The 18,156-nt window shown below is 63.4% G+C and carries 15 protein-coding genes; 2 read left to right on the top strand and 13 right to left on the bottom strand.

What is annotated here, in order from left to right:
* Positions 1 to 42: 42 nt before the first annotated feature.
* The 4 genes from glmM to rlmE form a co-directional block, all read right to left on the bottom strand.
* Entirely contained in the window at positions 43 to 1,383 is a 1,341-nt protein-coding gene (glmM, locus tag IB255_RS29120) for a phosphoglucosamine mutase (protein WP_081520699.1), read from the bottom strand.
* Positions 1,380 to 2,249: a dihydropteroate synthase gene (folP, locus tag IB255_RS29115; protein ID WP_081520698.1), complete on the bottom strand. Its 870-nt coding sequence runs from the start codon at positions 2,247 to 2,249 to the stop codon at positions 1,380 to 1,382. Before folP ends, glmM begins: the two co-directional genes overlap by 4 nt.
* A 9-nt stretch (positions 2,250 to 2,258) precedes the next feature.
* Positions 2,259 to 4,175 (bottom strand): ATP-dependent zinc metalloprotease FtsH, encoded by a 1,917-nt coding sequence (gene ftsH / locus IB255_RS29110; RefSeq protein WP_081520697.1) that lies wholly within the window; start codon positions 4,173 to 4,175, stop codon positions 2,259 to 2,261.
* A 201-nt stretch (positions 4,176 to 4,376) separates the two neighbouring features.
* A complete protein-coding gene (gene rlmE / locus IB255_RS29105) occupies positions 4,377 to 5,000 on the bottom strand; it encodes a 23S rRNA (uridine(2552)-2'-O)-methyltransferase RlmE (RefSeq protein WP_081520696.1) in 624 nt (207 codons plus the stop codon).
* Positions 5,001 to 5,079: 79 nt separating this feature from the next.
* On the opposite strand from rlmE, the gene IB255_RS29100 reads away from it, so the two are divergent.
* The gene (locus IB255_RS29100; protein WP_015478938.1) at positions 5,080 to 5,394 is read left to right on the top strand and encodes a YhbY family RNA-binding protein; all 315 of its coding nucleotides are present in this window, start codon (positions 5,080 to 5,082) and stop codon (positions 5,392 to 5,394) included.
* Positions 5,395 to 5,436: 42 nt separating this feature from the next.
* Here the strand turns inward: IB255_RS29100 and IB255_RS29095 are convergent, their stop codons facing one another.
* The 9 genes from IB255_RS29095 to grpE all read right to left on the bottom strand — a co-directional run bounded on the left by IB255_RS29095 (position 5,437) and on the right by grpE (position 16,282).
* Positions 5,437 to 5,841 carry a DUF4149 domain-containing protein gene (locus tag IB255_RS29095; RefSeq protein ID WP_081520743.1) on the bottom strand — a complete coding sequence of 135 codons (405 nt, stop codon included), beginning with the start codon at positions 5,839 to 5,841 and terminating at the stop codon, positions 5,437 to 5,439.
* Between the two features lie 10 nt (positions 5,842 to 5,851).
* Positions 5,852 to 6,328 carry a transcription elongation factor GreA gene (greA, locus tag IB255_RS29090; protein WP_081520695.1) on the bottom strand — a complete coding sequence of 159 codons (477 nt, stop codon included), beginning with the start codon at positions 6,326 to 6,328 and terminating at the stop codon, positions 5,852 to 5,854.
* Positions 6,325 to 9,546 carry a carbamoyl-phosphate synthase large subunit gene (carB, locus tag IB255_RS29085; protein WP_081520694.1) on the bottom strand — a complete coding sequence of 1,074 codons (3,222 nt, stop codon included), beginning with the start codon at positions 9,544 to 9,546 and terminating at the stop codon, positions 6,325 to 6,327. The genes greA and carB overlap by 4 nt, the downstream gene beginning before the upstream one ends.
* Before the next feature lie 19 nt (positions 9,547 to 9,565).
* A complete protein-coding gene (gene leuE, locus IB255_RS29080; RefSeq protein ID WP_026079047.1) occupies positions 9,566 to 10,219 on the bottom strand; it encodes a leucine efflux protein LeuE in 654 nt (217 codons plus the stop codon).
* A gap of 29 nt (positions 10,220 to 10,248) precedes the next feature.
* Positions 10,249 to 11,385 (bottom strand): glutamine-hydrolyzing carbamoyl-phosphate synthase small subunit, encoded by a 1,137-nt coding sequence (gene carA / locus IB255_RS29075; RefSeq protein WP_081520693.1) that lies wholly within the window; start codon positions 11,383 to 11,385, stop codon positions 10,249 to 10,251.
* A gap of 187 nt (positions 11,386 to 11,572) precedes the next feature.
* A complete protein-coding gene (gene dapB / locus IB255_RS29070; protein ID WP_081520692.1) occupies positions 11,573 to 12,379 on the bottom strand; it encodes a 4-hydroxy-tetrahydrodipicolinate reductase in 807 nt (268 codons plus the stop codon).
* A gap of 79 nt (positions 12,380 to 12,458) precedes the next feature.
* On the bottom strand, positions 12,459 to 13,589 hold the full coding sequence (gene dnaJ, locus IB255_RS29065) for a molecular chaperone DnaJ (RefSeq protein WP_081520691.1): 1,131 nt from the start codon (positions 13,587 to 13,589) through the stop codon (positions 12,459 to 12,461).
* A gap of 122 nt (positions 13,590 to 13,711) precedes the next feature.
* Entirely contained in the window at positions 13,712 to 15,628 is a 1,917-nt protein-coding gene (gene dnaK, locus IB255_RS29060; RefSeq protein WP_081520690.1) for a molecular chaperone DnaK, read from the bottom strand.
* A gap of 90 nt (positions 15,629 to 15,718) precedes the next feature.
* Positions 15,719 to 16,282 (bottom strand): nucleotide exchange factor GrpE, encoded by a 564-nt coding sequence (gene grpE, locus IB255_RS29055; protein WP_081520689.1) that lies wholly within the window; start codon positions 16,280 to 16,282, stop codon positions 15,719 to 15,721.
* Positions 16,283 to 16,478: 196 nt separating this feature from the next.
* Here grpE and recN point away from each other — a divergent pair, with 196 nt between their 5' ends.
* Positions 16,479 to 18,155 carry a DNA repair protein RecN gene (gene recN, locus IB255_RS29050; protein WP_081520688.1) on the top strand — a complete coding sequence of 559 codons (1,677 nt, stop codon included), beginning with the start codon at positions 16,479 to 16,481 and terminating at the stop codon, positions 18,153 to 18,155.
* Position 18,156: the final 1 nt, after the last annotated feature.

Genomic DNA, 18,156 nt, shown 5'->3' with positions numbered 1-18,156 from the left:
GGCGCAGATATTACTCGACGCTTTGGGAACTGACAAGAGAAATCAAGCACATACCTCTGTAACGACTTTTGCCAGCTGCTCGGCATAGCCGCGAACGCGAGCCTCCTCGTCACCCTCGACCATCACCCGAACCAGCGGCTCGGTACCGGACTTGCGCAGCAGAACGCGGCCGCGCCCAGCCATTTCCTCGGTCACCTTGGCGCAAGCTTCCTTGACCGCCGGATGCTCCAGAGGATCGACGCCACCGCCAGCGAAACGCACGTTGATCAGCACCTGCGGGCACTTGCGAATGCCCATGCGCGCCTCCGCCAGGTTCTGCCCGCGGGTCTTGAGCGCCATCAGCACCTGCAGCGCCGCAATGATCGCATCGCCCGTGGTGGTGTGCTGGTAGCACACGACATGGCCGGAATTCTCGCCACCCAGTTGCCAGTTGCGCGACTGCAGCTCGGACATCACGTAACGGTCGCCCACCTTGGCGCGGGCGAAGGGAATATGCAGTTCCTGCAGAGCCAATTCGAGCCCCAGGTTGCTCATCAGGGTCCCGACCACGCCGCCATGCAGCTTGCCGCGATCAAGCATGTCACGGGCGATCAGGTAGAGAATCTCGTCGCCGTCGACGATGGTGCCGGTATGGTCGACCATCATCACCCGGTCGCCGTCGCCGTCGAAGGCGATACCGATATCCGCATGATTAGCCAGAACAGCTTCCTGCAGCGCCCCCATGTGGGTGGAACCGCAATTGTGGTTGATGTTCAGGCCGTTGGGCTCGGCGCCGATGACAAATACCTCGGCACCCAGCTCACGAAATACGTTGGGTGCGATCTTGTAGGTCGCGCCATGGGCGCAATCCAGCGCGATGCGCAGGCCGGCAAAACTGGTGTTCGAAGGCACGCTGCTCTTGCAGAACTCGATGTAGCGGCCGGCCGCGTCATTGATGCGCGAGACCTTGCCCAGACGGGCAGACTCGACCACGGTCATCGGCGCGTCGAGGAGCTCCTCGATGATCAGCTCGACCTCGTCGGGCAGCTTGGTGCCCTGGCCGGAGAAGAACTTGATGCCGTTGTCGTCATGGGGATTGTGCGAGGCACTGATGACGATGCCGGCTTCAGCATGGAAAGTGCGGGTCAGATAGGCGATGCCGGGCGTCGGCATAGGACCCAGCAGCATCACGTCGGCGCCGGCGGCAGACAAGCCAGCCTCCAGCGCGGATTCGAACATGTACCCGGAAATCCGCGTGTCCTTGCCGACGAGCACGCGGCATTTACCCTGCTGACGGAAGGCCATGCCCACCGCCCAGCCCAATTTGAGCACGAAGTCCGGCGTGATCGGCGGAGTGCCTACGCGCCCGCGAATTCCATCGGTGCCAAAATACTTCCTGCTCATGCGGGCATCCCCTCTTCCGTTGCACTTTCCACTGCGTGAATCATTCGAACCACATCCACGGTCTCGGCGACATCGTGGACGCGGATAATGCTGGCTCCCCTGGTGACCGCAAGGGCGGCCAGCGCCAGGCTGCCATAGAGACGCTCGCCCACCTCACGGCCAAGCGCGCGCCCGACCATGCTCTTGCGCGAGACACCGACCAGCAGCGGGCACCCCATGTCCATCAACCTGTCCATCTGTCGGAACAGATTCAGGTTGTGGCTCTGGGTCTTGGCGAAACCGAAGCCAGGATCGATGACGATCCGCTCGCGAGCAATGCCCACGGCTTCGCACAGCGCGATGCGTTCCTCAAGGAAGGCACGGACTTCCTGAAGGATATCCGGGTAACGCGGGTCGTCCTGCATGTTTCCCGGCTCACCGCGCATGTGCATCAGGCACACCGGGAGCCCGGTATCGACGGCAGCATCCAGGGCGCCGTCGCGCTGCAGTGAGCGTACGTCGTTGATCAGCCCGGCACCAAGGCGCGCGGTCTCGCGCATGACGGCCGGAGTGGAGGTATCCACCGAAATCACCACGTCCAGCTCGCGGGCAATGGCCTCGACCACCGGAGCGACACGTTCCAGCTCCTCGGTGGGCGAAACCACGCGAGCGCCCGGACGCGTCGACTCGCCGCCGATATCGATCAGCGTGGCGCCTGCCGCGACCATCTCCGCTGCGTGGCGCAACGCAGCATCGTGCTGGTTGAAGCGCCCGCCGTCGGAGAAGGAATCAGGGGTGACGTTGAGGATGCCCATGACGTGCGGGCGGCTTAAATCAAGAACCCGGTTGCCGCAAGGCAACCGGGTCGGGTGGTACAACGAACTCATTCAGTGCTCTCAGTGTTCGCCGGCGGGCCCGCCAATCGGGTTTTCCTGGCGACCTTCGTCGCGCGGCGAGGCAGCGTTGCCGGAGGAACCGGAGTTGCCACCCTGCCAGTCACGCGGTTCGCGCGGAGTACGGCCAGCCATGATGTCGTCGATCTGATCGGCATCGATGGTTTCGTACTTCATCAGTGCGTCGGCCATCATGTCGAGCTTGTCGCGGTTCTCTTCCAGCAGGCGCTTGGCGATGCCGTAGCAGTCGTCGATGATGCGACGCACCTCCTGGTCGATCAGCTTGGCGGTCTCACCCGAGATATTCGAGTGCTGGCCACCAGCGCTGCGGCCGAGGAAGACCTCGCCCTCCTCTTCCGCGTACATCAGCGGACCGAGCTTCTCCGACAGGCCCCACTTGGTCACCATGTTCCGCGCCAGCTGGGTGGCACGCATGATGTCGTTGGAAGCGCCGGTGGTCACACCCTCGAAGCCCAGGGTCATCTCTTCGGCGATACGGCCACCGAACAGCGAGCAGATCTGGCTTTCCAGGGCGCGCTTGGACAGGCTGTAGCGGTCCTCTTCCGGCAGGAACATGGTCACTCCCAGGGCGCGACCGCGCGGAATGATGGAAACCTTGTAGACCGGGTCGTGTTCCGGCACCAGGCGACCAACGATGGCGTGGCCGGCTTCGTGGAACGCGGTGTTCTTCTTCTCCTTCTCGGACATGACCATGGTCTTGCGCTCGGCGCCCATCATGATCTTGTCCTTGGCCAGCTCGAACTCACGCATGTCGACGATGCGCTTGTTGGAGCGGGCGGCGAACAGCGAAGCCTCGTTGACCAGGTTGGCTAGGTCGGCACCGGAGAAGCCGGGGGTACCGCGCGCGATCACGGCGGGATCGACGTTGTCGCCCAGCGGGACCTTGCGCATGTGCACTTTCAGAATCTGCTCGCGACCACGGATGTCCGGCAGACCGACCACCACCTGGCGGTCGAAGCGACCGGGACGCAGCAGCGCGGGGTCGAGCACGTCCGGACGGTTGGTCGCGGCGATGACGATGATGCCGTCATTCATCTCGAAGCCATCCATCTCCACCAGCAACTGGTTGAGGGTCTGTTCGCGCTCGTCGTGACCGCCACCCAGGCCGGCGCCACGATGGCGACCGACGGCGTCGATCTCGTCGATGAAGATGATGCAGGGTGCGTGCTTCTTGGCCTGATCGAACATGTCGCGAACGCGCGAGGCGCCCACGCCGACGAACATTTCCACGAAGTCCGAACCGGAAATGGTGAAGAACGGCACCTTGGCTTCGCCGGCGATCGCCTTGGCGAGCAGGGTCTTACCGGTACCGGGCGGGCCGACCATCAGCACACCGCGCGGGATACGACCGCCCAGGCGCTGGAACTTGCCCGGATCGCGGAGGAATTCCACCAGCTCGCTGACCTCTTCCTTGGCCTCGTCGCAACCGGCGACGTCGGCGAAGGTGGTCTTCACCTGGTCTTCCGACAACAGGCGGGCCTTGCTCTTGCCGAAGCTCATCGGGCCGCCACGTCCACCGCCGCCGCCCTGCATCTGGCGCATGAAGAACATGAAGACCGCGATGATCACCAGGATCGGGAAGCTTGCGACCAGCAACTGAGTCCAGATGCTCTGCTGCTCGGGCTGCTTGCCCTCAACAACGACATTGTTGTTGACCAGGTCGCCGATCAGGCCATTGTCCTGGATCGCCGGGCGGATGGTCTTGAAGGTGTCACCATCCTGGCGCTTGCCGGTGATGACATAGCCGTCGACGGTTACGCGCTCGACCTTGCCGTCCTTCACCTGCTGGATGAAGTCGGAATAGTTGAGCGTCTGCGGCTCGCTCGGGCTGGAGAAGTTGTTCATCACGGTGACGAGTACCGCCGCGATGATCAGCCACAGAATCAGGTTCTTTGCCATGTCGTTCAATTGACTACCCTCTGAAGCCGGCTCCGCCCTGGAAACCGCTTCTCACGACGGCCAGACTCCTTCCGGCCAAAATTACTACACAACGCCCGCCGCCAGGCAGGCGCCGTCTGTAACCCTTTATGAACCCCGGCTTTCACCGGTACAAGCAAAACCTGCAAGGCATAGACCAGAAGCCTGCCCAATCATTCCAGTCTAGGCGCCGCGAAAGCCCCGTGCGAGCAGATACTGCTCCCGCGAACGGTCGCGGGACGACAGCGGTTTGCGCATCTGCACCTTCTCGAAGTTCTCGCGAACCATCTTGTGGTAAGCGTCGAAACCCTCACCCTGGAAAATCTTGATCAGGAAATCACCGCCCGGACGCAGTACACGGGTGCACAGGTCCAGGGCCAGCTCGCAGAGGAACATCGCACGAGGCATGTCCACGGCGGGCAGTCCACTCATATTGGGGGCCATATCGGAAATCACAAGGTCTACCGGATTTTCTCCGATGGCCTCGAGCAACTGGGCAAAGACCTCGTCCTCGGTGAAGTCACCCTGGATGAAGGTGACGTCCGGGATGCTGTCCATCGGCAGGATGTCCGACGCGATCAGGGCGCCCTTGTCGCCGATCACCCGGCTGGTGACCTGCGACCAGCCGCCCGGCGCCGCGCCGAGGTCGACCACGGTCATGCCGGGGCGCAGGATGCGATCCTTCTCCTGGATTTCCAGCAGTTTGTAGCTGGCACGCGAGCGATAGCCGTCGCGCTGTGCCATCTTCACGTAAGGATCGTCGAAATGTTCTTTCAGCCAGCGATGGCTAGTCTTGGAACGGGCCACGTATTACCTCGTCTGAGCGGCATCCCGGTATAACCGAAACTCGGGTAGAATATCCGCCTTTTTTCCCAGGGGTCAGATTATGGCGCTCTCTCAGGAGCAGAAAAAGCAGTTCAAATCTATTGGGCATCACCTGAAACCCGTATTGACCGTTGCTGAAAACGGTCTTTCGGAAGGTGTGATGGCCGAGCTTGAGCGTGCGCTCAACGATCATGAACTGATCAAGGTGCAGTTCCGCATCACCGAACGCGACGACCGTCGTGCGCTGATCGACGAACTCTGCCAGAACGGCAGCTGCGAACTGGTTCAGTCCATCGGCAAGATGGCGCTGATCTATCGTCGCAATCCCAAGCCGAACAAGAACCTGTCGAACATCAGCCGCTTCAGCGGCCTCTGACAGTCAAGACCGGCAACGCGGAGCCGGCAAGGCTCCGCCGCGTCAGTTCCGCTCGTCCCGCCCGGGCGCCGGCTGCAACACCAGCAGCAAGCCACACAGCGCCACCACCAGGTAGTTGAACAGCAGCCAGCGCTGAGCATCCGGCGCTACCTGGCGCACCACGAAATAAGCCGCCGCCATCACCAGCACGGTCAGCAGCAACTGCCCCCGGGTTTCACGGGTGAAGGCAGCGAACCCGCGCGCCTGCCAGAGCACCAGAGCCTGGAGCAGCACGCAGAAACCGGCGAAGCCCAGCAGCAATGGCTTCAGCGCGTCGGCGACGGCTTCCACCAGCAGTGGCGCCAGGCCGATCTTGTCCAGTGCCGGCAACACCACGAACTGAAGCAGCCAGAGGCCGCCGACCCAGAATGTCTGGGCCAGCAGCCAACTGATGGTGCCTGCGCTCAGGGATTGCCGATCAGGCGTGGCGGACTTCAACGATCTCGTACTCGACGTCGCCGCCCGGAGTCTTGACCAGAACAGCGTCGCCTTCAGTCTTGCCGATCAGCGCACGGGCGATCGGCGAGTTGACCGAGATCTTGCTGTTCTTGATGTCCGCCTCGTCGTCGCCGACGATCTGGTAGGTCACCGTCTCGTCGGTCTCGACGTTGGCGATATCGACGGTGGTGCCGAAGATCACCTTGCCGCTGTGCGGAATGGTGGTCACGTCGATGATCTGCGCGTTGGACAGCTTGGCCTCGATGTCGCGGATGCGAGCTTCGGACATGCCCTGCTGTTCACGGGCCGCATGGTATTCGGCGTTTTCCTTGAGGTCGCCCAGTTCACGCGCTTCGGCGATGGCCTGGGTGATCTGCGGGCGCAGAACGGTCTTCAGGTACTTCAGTTCTTCTTCCAGGGCGCGAGAGCCCTGGACGGTCATTGGAAATTTGCTCATGCGTTGATTCCTGCATGGAGATCCTGCAGACGGCGAACGGTCTTCTCGGGACCGAACTTGAGCGCCTCACAGATCGCCTGCCCCGCCGCAATGGTGGTGGTGCAGTAGATCTTGTGCTGCAGGGCGTTACGACGGATGGAATAGGAGTCAGCGATGGACTGGCGGCCTTCGGTGGTGTTGATGATCAGGGTGACTTCGTCATTCTTGATCATGTCGACCACGTGAGGACGGCCCTCGGTCACCTTGTTCACGCGACGTACCGGCAGACCGGCAGCCTCGATCACCTTGGCGGTGCCAGCAGTGGCAACCACCTCGAAGCCCAGCGCGACCAGGTCGCGGGCGACCTGAACGGCTTGCGGCTTGTCGTCCTCGCGGACGCTGATGAAGGCGCAACCGGCATTCGGCAGGATTTCGCTGGCGCCCAACTGGGCCTTGGCGAATGCCTCACCGAAGCTGTCGCCGACACCCATCACCTCGCCAGTGGATTTCATCTCTGGGCCGAGGATCGGGTCGACGCCGGGGAACTTGGCGAACGGGAACACCGCTTCCTTGACGCTATAGTACGGCGGGATCACCTCCTGGGTGAAGCCGACTTCGGCCAGGGACTTGCCAGCCATGACGCGGGCCGCAACCTTGGCCAGCGATTCGCCGATGCACTTGGAGACGAACGGCACGGTACGCGATGCGCGCGGGTTCACCTCGATCACATAGATGTCTTCGCCCTGCACGGCCATCTGCACGTTCATCAGGCCGACCACGCCGAGCTCCAGGGCCATCTTCTTGACCTGCTCGCGGATCTCGTCCTGGATGTGCTGCGGCAGCGAGTACGGCGGCAGCGAGCAGGCGGAGTCACCGGAGTGCACGCCGGCCTGTTCGATGTGCTGCATGATCGCGCCGATCACCACGGTCTCGCCGTCGCACACCGCATCGATGTCGACCTCGATGGCGCAGTTGAGGAAGCGGTCCAGCAGCACCGGGCTGTCGTTGGAAACCTTCACGGCCTCGCGCATGTAGCGCTTGAGCTCTTCTTCCTGGTAGACGATTTCCATCGCGCGGCCGCCCAGTACGTAGGACGGGCGCACCACCATCGGGTAGCCGATGTTCTTCGACAGCTCCAGGGCCTGGTCTTCGCTGCGCGCGGTGGCGTTGGCCGGCTGGCGCAGGTTCAGGCGCTGCACCATGTGCTGGAAGCGCTCGCGGTCTTCGGCGCGGTCGATGGCGTCCGGGCTGGTGCCGATGATCGGCACGCCGGCTTCTTCCAGGGCGCGGCAGAGTTTCAGCGGGGTCTGGCCGCCGTACTGTACGATCACGCCCTTGGGTTGCTCGACGCGGACGATTTCCAGCACGTCTTCCAGGGTCACCGGCTCGAAGTACAGGCGATCGGACGTGTCGTAGTCGGTGGAGACGGTCTCCGGGTTGCAGTTGACCATGATGGTCTCGTAACCGTCTTCACGCATGGCCAGCGCGGCATGTACGCAGCAGTAGTCGAACTCGATGCCCTGGCCGATACGGTTCGGACCGCCGCCCAGGATCATGATCTTGTCGCGAGTCGACGGATTGGCTTCGCACTCTTCCTCGTAGGTCGAGTACATGTAGGCGGTGTCGGTGGCGAATTCGGCGGCGCAGGTATCCACGCGCTTGTACACCGGCAGCACCTTGAGCTTGTGGCGATGGTTGCGCAGGTTCTTCTCGGTCACACCCAGCAGGGTGGCCAGGCGGGCGTCAGAGAAGCCCTTGCGCTTGAGCTTGTACATCAGCTCGCGGTCGATGGCGGACAGACCCAGGGTCTTGACGCGCTCTTCATCCTTGACCAGGTCTTCGATCTGCACCAGGAACCACTCGTCGATGCGGGTCAGGTCGAAGACTTCGGCGATGCTCTTGCCAGCACGGAAGGCGTCGGCGACGTACCAGATGCGGTCGGCATTGGGCACGGTCAGCTCGCGCTTGAGGATGCTCTCGGCTTCCGGGTTGCTCAGGTCGAGCTTCGGATCGAAACCGGTAGCGCCGACTTCCAGGCCGCGCAGGGCTTTCTGCACGGACTCCTGGAAGGTACGACCGATGGCCATGACTTCACCCACGGATTTCATCTGAGTGGTCAGGCGGGCGTCGGCTTTCGGGAATTTCTCGAAGGCGAAACGCGGGATCTTGGTGACGACGTAGTCGATCGCCGGCTCGAAGGACGCCGGAGTGCGGCCGCCGGTGATGTCGTTCTGCAGTTCGTCGAGGGTGTAGCCGACCGCCAGCTTGGCGGCGATCTTGGCGATCGGGAAGCCGGTAGCCTTGGAGGCCAGCGCCGAGGAACGCGATACACGCGGGTTCATCTCGATCACGACCATGCGGCCGGTGTTCGGGCAGATGCCGAACTGCACGTTCGAACCGCCGGTTTCCACGCCGATCTCACGCAGCACCGCCAGCGAGGCGTTGCGCATGATCTGGTATTCCTTGTCGGTCAGGGTCTGTGCCGGCGCCACGGTGATCGAGTCACCGGTGTGCACGCCCATCGGGTCGAAGTTCTCGATGGCACAGACGATGATGCAGTTGTCCTTCTTGTCGCGGACAACCTCCATCTCGTATTCCTTCCAGCCGATCAGCGATTCGTCGATCAGCAGCTCGTTGGTCGGCGACAGGTCCAGACCACGGGTGCAGATTTCCTCGAATTCTTCGCGGTTGTAGGCGATGCCGCCGCCAGTGCCGCCCATGGTGAAGGACGGACGGATGATGCACGGGAAGTTGACCTTCTCCAGCACGCCGTAGGCTTCTTCCATGGTGTGGGCGATGCCCGAGCGCGGGCAGGCCAGGCCGATGTCGCGCATGGCCTTGTCGAAGCGCGAACGGTCTTCGGCCTTGTCGATGGTGTCGGCGTTGGCGCCGATCATTTCCACGCCGAACTGCTCGAGCACGCCGTGGCGCTCCAGGTCCAGGGCGCAGTTCAGAGCGGTCTGGCCGCCCATGGTCGGCAGCAGCGCGTCAGGGCGCTCCTTCTCGATGATCTTGGCGACGGTCTGCCACTTGATCGGCTCGATGTAGGTGGCGTCGGCCATGGCCGGGTCGGTCATGATGGTGGCCGGGTTGGAGTTCACCAGGATGACACGGAAGCCTTCTTCCTTCAGGGCCTTGCAGGCCTGTGCGCCGGAGTAGTCGAACTCGCAGGCCTGGCCGATGACGATCGGGCCGGCGCCGAGGATCAGGATGCTCTTGATGTCTGTACGCTTGGGCATGGGACTCTCGTTGCAATATTCAGGAAAGGGTTGCGCTGGCCAGCTTCACGCCAAAGCCGACGAACAGGGCGCCGACGCCACTCGAGGCGCCGGCAGCCAGCCGTTGCCGCCGACGGAACCAGGCCGCCAGACGCACACCGGAGAAAATCAGGAAACTCAGGTACAGGGCGCTGATGATCTCGAGGATCGTGCCCAGCACCAGGAACGACAGGCCGGGGTAGGCGTAACCCGGGTCGACGAACTGGATGAAGAAGGAAATGAAGAAGAGGATCGCCTTGGGGTTGGACAGGCTCAGCAGCAGCGCCTTGCGGAACGGCTGGTTGACGTCCACTTCCTTGGCCGGCGCGGCGGCTGCCTCCAGCGGGTGGCGCAGCTTCTGCCAACCACCGCGGAGCATGCCGATACCCAGATAGAACAGATAGGCGGCACCGACGTACTTCAGCCCCAGGAACAGCATCGGCTCGGCCTTGAGGACCGAGGCAATACCCAGCGCCGACAGGAACATCAGGATCGCATCACCGAGGAACACCGCACTCGCCGCCCGGTAGCCCGACGCCACGCCGCGCTGGGCGGCGGTGGCGAGGACGAACAGCGAGTTCGGCCCCGGCAGCAGGACGATGAACAACGTACCCAGGACATAGGTCCAGAGATCGGTGATTCCCAGGGTCGGCATCATCTTCTTCTACCTCTTCGAGCTCGTACTCAGCGGCGCTCGGCCATCGCCGCGATGAAGCGGTCGAACAGCGGAGCCACGTCGTGCGGGCCTGGGCTGGCTTCCGGGTGACCCTGGAAGCTGAAGGCCACCTTGTCGGTGCGCTCGATACCCTGCAGGGTGCCGTCGAACAGCGACTTGTGGGTGGCGCGCAGGTTGGCCGGCATGCTGCCTTCGTCGACGGCGAAACCATGGTTCTGGCTGGTGATCATCACCACGCCCGAATCCAGGTCCTGCACCGGGTGGTTGGCACCGTGGTGGCCGTGGCCCATCTTCAGGGTCTTGGCGCCGGAGGCCAGGGCCAGCAGCTGGTGGCCGAGGCAGATGCCGAAGACCGGGATCTCGGTATCGAGGAACTCGCGGATGGCCTGGATGGCGTAGTCGCACGGCTCGGGGTCGCCAGGGCCGTTGGAGAGGAAGATGCCGTCCGGGTTCAGGGCGAGCACTTCGCTGGCCGGAGTCTGTGCCGGCACCACGGTCAGGCGGCAGCCACGGGCAACCAGCATGCGCAGGATGTTCAGCTTGACGCCGAAATCGTAGGCGACCACATGGTACGGCAAGTCGGCGGCGGCGATTTCCGGATGGCTGTCGGTTTCCAGGTTCCACACGCTGGAACGCCACTCGTAACGCTCGGTGGAGGAAACGACCTTGGCCAGGTCCATGCCTTTCAGGCCCGGGAAGCCGCGCGCCAGTTCGAGGGCTTTTTCCTCAGTGGCGTCGTCGCCAGCCAGGATGCAGCCGTTCTGCGAACCTTTCTCGCGCAGGATACGGGTCAGACGGCGGGTATCGATGCCGGCGATGGCAACGGTGCCGTTCTCTTTCAGGTAGTCCGGCAGGGACTGCTTGTCGCGCCAGCTGCTGGAGAGCAGCGGCAGGTCACGGATGATCAGGCCGGCGGCCCAGACCTTGTTCGACTCGGCGTCTTCAGGCGTAGTGCCGGTGTTGCCGATGTGCGGGTAGGTCAGGGTGACGATCTGTTGGGCGTAGGAAGGATCGGTGAGGATTTCCTGGTAGCCGGTCATGGCGGTGTTGAACACCACCTCTCCGACGGTCTGGCCGTCGGCGCCGATGGCTTCACCGCGAAAAACGCTGCCGTCGGCAAGTGCAAGTATGGCTGGCTTAGTCAAGAAGACCTCCCGTAGTTCAAGCCTGGCTGGGCGTGCGCAGATTGTAAAAAAGCGGGATGACATCAGAAGAAGTCATCCCGCTTTTTATGTGATCATGCTGCGCTACTTTTAGTGGACACACTAAAGCTGTAGTTTACAGAAATGCGACATCATGGTCCACCTTTTGCACGACGTACGGCCATGCCACTCAGCGCAGGCCGAGAACATCCTGCATGTCGTACAGGCCGTTGGCCTGCCCATCCAGCCACTGCGCAGCACGCACGGCACCGCGAGCAAAGGTCATGCGGCTCGAAGCCTTGTGGGTGATTTCCACGCGCTCGCCATCGGCGGCGAACAGCACGGTGTGATCGCCCACCACGTCGCCGGCACGCACGGTGGCGAAGCCGATGGTCTCGCGCGGACGCGCACCAGTCTGGCCTTCGCGACCATACACGGCCACTTTCTCCAGATCACGACCCAGCGCATTGGCAACTACTTCGCCCATGCGCAGCGCGGTACCGGACGGCGCGTCGACCTTGTGGCGGTGGTGCGCTTCGAGGATCTCGATATCCACGTCATCACCCAGAACACGGGCGGCGGTGTCGAGCAGCTTCAGACAGAGGTTCACGCCGACGCTGTAGTTGGCCGCGAAGACGATCGGGATGTCCTTCGCCGCCTCGCTCAGCAGCTCCTTCTCCGCCGCGGAGAAACCGGTGGTGCCGATGACCATGGCCTTGCCGGCCTTGCGGCAGACTTCCAGGTTCTTCAGGGTCACGGTCGGGTGGGTGAAGTCGATCAGCACGTCGAACTCGTCGACCACCTTGGCCAGGTCGCCCGACAGCGGCACGCCGATACGGCCCAGGCCGGCCAGCTCACCCGCATCGGCGCCCACCAGGGTGCTGTCCGGACGGTCGACCGCCGCAGTCAGGCCGGCACTGCCATTGGTCTGCTGGACCGCTTCGATCAGGGTCTTGCCCATGCGCCCGGCGGCGCCCATTACGGCTATACGTCGCATAAAAACAGCTCCAGGCTGTAGGCCGCAGGCGACAGGCGGGAAGCTCATGGAGCCTGCAGCCTGCGGCCTGCCGCTGAGGTTATAGATCGTCGAAGAAGCGCTTCATGCCTTCGAACCAGCCACTGGCCTTCGGCGAGTGGGAAGAGTTGCCCTGCAGGGTATTGCGGAACTCTTCGAGCAGCTCGCGCTGGCGCTTGTCCAGGTTGACCGGAGTCTCGACGACGACGCGGCACATCAGATCGCCAGCACCACCGCCGCGCACCGGGGCAACGCCCTTGCCGCGCAGGCGGAACAGCTTGCCGGTCTGGGTGCCCTCGGGGATCTTCAGCTTCACACGGCCGTCCAGGGTCGGCACTTCCAGCTCGCCACCCAGGGCCGCGTCAGCGAAGCTGATCGGCACTTCGCAGTACAGGTGCTTGCCGTCGCGCTGGAAGATGTCGTGCTCGCGCACGTTCACCACCACATACAGGTCACCCGCCGGGCCACCATGGGCGCCGGCTTCGCCTTCGCCAGTCAGGCGAATGCGGTCACCGGTATCGACGCCCGCCGGCACTTTCACCGACAGGGTCTTGTGCTCTTCCACACGCCCCTGACCGTGGCACGAGCCACAGGGGTCGGTGATCATCTTGCCGCTGCCATGGCAACGCGGGCAGGTCTGCTGCACCGAGAAGAAGCCCTGCTGCATGCGCACCTGACCGATACCGCCACAGGTAGTACAGGTGACCGGCGTGGTGCCGGGCTTGGCGCCGCTGCCGCTGCAGGTCTTGCAACCGACCAGGGTGGGAACGCGGATGGTCACGGTGGTACCGCGAACCGCGTCTTCCAGGTCCAGGTCGAGGGTGTAGCGCAGGTCGGCGCCACGCGCCGGGCCGCCACGGGAGCCGCCACGGCCGCCGCTGCCACCGAAGAAGTCGCTGAAGACATCACCGAAGATGTCCGAGAAGCTCGCGCCACCGAAGCCCGCACCGCCGCCACCCATCTGCGGGTCGACGCCGGCATGGCCGTACTGATCGTAAGCCGCGCGCTTGCTGGCGTCGGACAGGACCTCGTAAGCCTCGTTGGCCTCCTTGAATTTGTCCTCGGCTTCCTTGTCGCCGGGATTGCGGTCCGGGTGGAACTTCATGGCGAGCCGGCGATAGGCCTTCTTCAGGTCCGCTTCGCTGGCGCCGCGCTCGACACCCAGTACCTCGTAAAAATCACGTTTGGCCATAAATTCTTTGCACCTTGAAAACCTTTCCCCCAGACACGCCAACGCGGGAGCAAGCCCCCGCGTGACGTTTCATGCGCACCGACACGCTGGTCGGTGCGCCGGGGCGGAAGTAAGCACGCGGCTTACTTGTTCTCCTTGACCTCTTCGAACTCGGCGTCGACGACATCGTCGCCAGCCTTGTCGTCAGCGGTTTCGCCCTGAGCGGCAGCACCCGGCTGCGGCTGTTCGGCGTACATCTTCTGCGCCAGCGGAGTGGATGCCTGGGACAGCGCATTCATCTTCGCTTCGATCTCGGCCTTGTCGTCGCCCTTCACGGCAACTTCCAGCTCGCCCAGCGCCTTGTCGATGGCAGCCTTCTCTTCGGCAGTGGCCTTGTCGCCAGCCTCGGTAACCATCTTGCGAGTCGCGTGGACCAGCGCATCACCCTGGTTGCGGGCAGCGGCCAGTTCCTCGAATTTGCGGTCTTCCTCGGCATTCGCCTCGGCGTCGCGGACCATCTGCTGGATCTCGTCTTCGGACAGACCCGAAGAAGCCTTGATCACGATGGACTGCTGCTTGCCGGTGGCCTTGTCTTTCGCACCAACGTGCAGGATGCCGTTGGCGTCGATGTCGAAGGTCACTTCGATCTGCGGCACACCGCGCGGAGCCGGCGGGATGTCGGCCAGGTCGAATTTGCCCAGCGACTTGTTCTGGCCGGCTTGCTTGCGCTCGCCTTGCAGCACATGGATGGTCACAGCGCCCTGGTTGTCATCGGCAGTGGAGAACACCTGCGACTTCTTGGTCGGGATGGTGGTGTTCTTGTCGATCAGTGCGGTCATCACGCCACCGAGGGTTTCGATACCCAGGGTCAGCGGGGTGACGTCGAGCAGCAGCACGTCCTTCACGTCACCGGCCAGAACGGCGCCCTGGATCGCAGCACCCATGGCAACGGCTTCGTCCGGGTTGACGTCCTTGCGCGCTTCCTTGCCGAAGAACTCGGCAACGGTCTTCTGCACCAGCGGCATGCGGGTCTGGCCGCCGACCAGGATCACTTCGTCGATCTTCGACACGTCCAGGCCTGCGTCCTTCAGCGCAACGCGGCACGGCTCGATGGTACGGGTGACCAGGTCTTCCACCAGGGACTCAAGCTTGGCGCGGGAAACCTTGACGTTCAGGTGTTTCGGGCCGGAAGCGTCAGCGGTGACGTACGGCAGGTTGACGTCGGTCTGCTGGGTCGAGGACAGCTCGATCTTGGCCTTCTCGGCAGCTTCCTTCAGGCGCTGCATGGCCAGCGGGTCGCCCTTGAGGTCCATGCCGGATTCTTTCTTGAACTCTTCGACGAGATAGTCGATCAGGCGCAGGTCGAAGTCTTCACCACCCAGGAAGGTGTCACCGTTGGTGGCCAGTACTTCGAACTGGTGCTCGCCATCGACTTCGGCGATTTCGATCACGGAAACGTCGAAGGTGCCGCCGCCCAGGTCATAGACGATGATGGTGTGGTCGCCCTTGGCCTTGTCCAGGCCATAGGCCAGCGCCGCCGCGGTCGGTTCGTTGATGATGCGCTTGACGTCCAGACCGGCGATGCGACCGGCGTCCTTGGTGGCCTGACGCTGGCTGTCGTTGAAGTAGGCCGGAACGGTGATGACCGCTTCGGTGACCGGCTCGCCCAGGTAGTCCTCAGCGGTCTTCTTCATCTTCTTCAGGACTTCGGCGGAGACCTGCGGCGGAGCCATCTTCTGGCCCTTGGCCTCGACCCACGCGTCGCCGTTATCAGCCTTGACGATCTTGTAAGGCACCATCTTGATGTCTTTCTGCACGACGTCTTCTTCGAAGCGACGGCCGATCAGGCGCTTTACGGCGTACAGGGTGTTGGTCGGGTTGGTCACGGCCTGGCGCTTCGCCGGCTGACCTACCAGGATTTCGCCGTCGTTGGCGTAGCCGATGATCGACGGGGTGGTACGAGCGCCTTCGGCGTTCTCGATGACCTTGACGTTACCGTTCTCCAGGATGGACACACAGGAGTTGGTGGTCCCCAGGTCGATACCAATGATTTTGCCCATATTTCACTCTCCAGAAATTAGATTCCGCGCTGACCCTGTTGCGGGTCTTTGGCTCGGTTGATTACCCAGATGGGGACCGGGTGGTGGATTTCAAGCCTTCTCGTCGATCGAAGGCGGAGTTTGTTCCGGTGCCTTGCTGACCACGACCATGGCCGGACGCAGCAGGCGACCGTTGAGCAGGTAGCCCTTCTGGAACACCTTGACCACGCTACCCGGCTCGAGACGAATGCTCTCTTCCATGGCCATGGCCTGGTGGTGTTCGGGGTTGAACGGCTCGCCGTGCGGGTCGACCGGCTCGAGGTTGTAGCGCTTCAGCGTGTCGTGGAACATCTTCAGCGTCAGTTCGATGCCTTCACGCATCGGCTTGATCACTTCGTCTTCCGGGTTCGACATCTCCAGCGCGCGCTCGAGGGTATCGACGATCGGCAGCAGGTCGCCGGCGAATTTCTCCAGGGCGAACTTGTGCGCCTTCTCCACGTCCTGCTCGGCACGGCGGCGGACGTTCTGCAGTTCGGCGACGGCGCGCAGGCTCTGGTCCTTCGCCGCGGCTACCTGTTCTTCCAGTTCCAGCACGCGGGCGTTCAGATCCCCGGTAGCGCCGGTGTCCGGCTGCTCGTTGAACTGGGAATCCTGAGTCTGTTGTTCGTCAGACATGCCACTCTCCTAAAAAAGAAAATAAGCCTTTGAAAACAAGGCGAACCCTATGGTCCGCGGCTCTGCCGTGTATATGGGGCGGAAATCCCCGAGTTCAAGGGCACCCACTTCAGGAGCGCCTCCGGGCGACGAGAGAAAATTGCCAGCGCCTGAAAATACTGTATAAATAACCAGACCTTTCTGCGGAGCCGCCGCCATGCTGGTTCATCTGTCCGTGCACAACTACGCCATCGTCGAGCACCTCGATCTCGAGCTCGCCGCCGGCATGACCGTGATCACCGGCGAAACCGGCGCCGGCAAGTCGATCATGCTCGACGCCCTCGGCCTGGCCCTGGGCGACCGCGCCGACAGCGGCGTAGTCCGCCCAGGCTCGGACAAGGCCGACATTCTCGCCAGCTTCGATGTCAGCGCGATTGCCGAAGCCCGTGACTGGCTCGCCGAGCGCGACCTGGAGCAGGACGGCCCGTGCATCCTGCGCCGGGTGATCACCGCCGAAGGCCGCTCCCGCGCCTACATCAACGGCACGCCCTGCCCACTGGGCGACCTCAAGCACCTGGGCGAGCTGCTGATCGACATCCACAGCCAGCACGAGCACCAGTCGCTGCTCAAGGCCGACACCCACCGCCGCCTGCTCGACGAATACGCCGGCAGCCAGGACCTGGCGCGCCAGGTGCACCTCGCCGCCCAGCGCTGGAAGCAGACCCGCCAGGAGCTGGACCGCCTGTCGCGCAATGGCGACGAGCAACGCGCCCGCCACCAGTTGCTCAGCTACCAGCTGGAAGAGCTGGAAAACCTCGGCCTGGGTGACAACGAACTGGAGTCGCTGGAAGCCGAACACAAGACCCAGAGCAACGCCGGCAGCCTGATCGCCGCCTGCCGCCAGGTCGTCGAGTTGTGCAGCGAAAGCGATGCCGGCAACGTGCTGTCGGCGCTGACCTCCAGCCTCAACCGCCTCACCGCTTTCCCGAGCCAGCCGACCGCACTGGGCGAAGCGGTGAACCTGCTGTCCAGCGCGCAGATCCAGGTGGAAGAAGCCATCGGCGAGCTGAACCGCTTCGTCGACCACTTCGACGCCGACCCGATGCGCCTGCAGCAACTCGAAGAACGCATGGACGCCATCTATAGCCTCGCACGCAAACACCGCGTGCAGCCCCACGAGCTGCAGGACCTGCAGCAGCGCCTGCTGGACGAACTGGAAGCGCTGAACGCCGACGACGAAGCCGTGGAGCGCCTAGGCGACGAACTGGCCGCCTACGCCCGCCACTATCAGGACAAAGCCGACGAACTCAGCCGCATCCGCCAGGATGCCGCACCGAAGCTGGCCAAGGCCGTGGAAGTGGAGATGCAGCGCCTGGGCATGCCCGGCGGGCGCTTCGCCATCGAACTGCGCCAGTCCAGCTCGGATGAGCCGCAGGCCAGCGGCCTGGAGCAGTTGGAGTTCCTGGTCAGCGCCAACCCCGGCCAGCCGATGAAGGGCTTGGCCAAGGTCGCTTCGGGCGGCGAATTGTCACGCATCAGCCTGGCGATCCAGGTGATCACCGCGCAGACCTCGCGCATTCCCACGCTGGTCTTCGACGAAGTGGACGTCGGCATCGGCGGCCCCACCGCCGAAGTGGTCGGCCAGTTGCTGCGCCGCCTCGGCGATCGCGGCCAGGTGCTGACCGTCACCCACCTGCCGCAGGTTGCTGCCCAGGGTCACCAGCACCTGTTCGTGCACAAGGACCGCGACACCAGCGAAACCCGCACCGCCGTGGCCAACCTGAAGAAGGCCGAGCGCATCGAGGAAATCGCCCGCATGCTCGGCGGTGTCGATCTGACCAAGGAATCCCTGGCCCACGCCCGCAAGATGGTGGATTCGGCCGTACAAGGCTGAC

The sequence above is a fragment of the Pseudomonas sp. PDM22 genome (assembly GCF_014851965.1).
Classification (GTDB): Bacteria; Pseudomonadota; Gammaproteobacteria; order Pseudomonadales; family Pseudomonadaceae; genus Pseudomonas.
The sequence above is the reverse complement of the archived record's forward strand: the minus strand, read 5'-3'. Positions and strand labels throughout refer to the sequence as shown.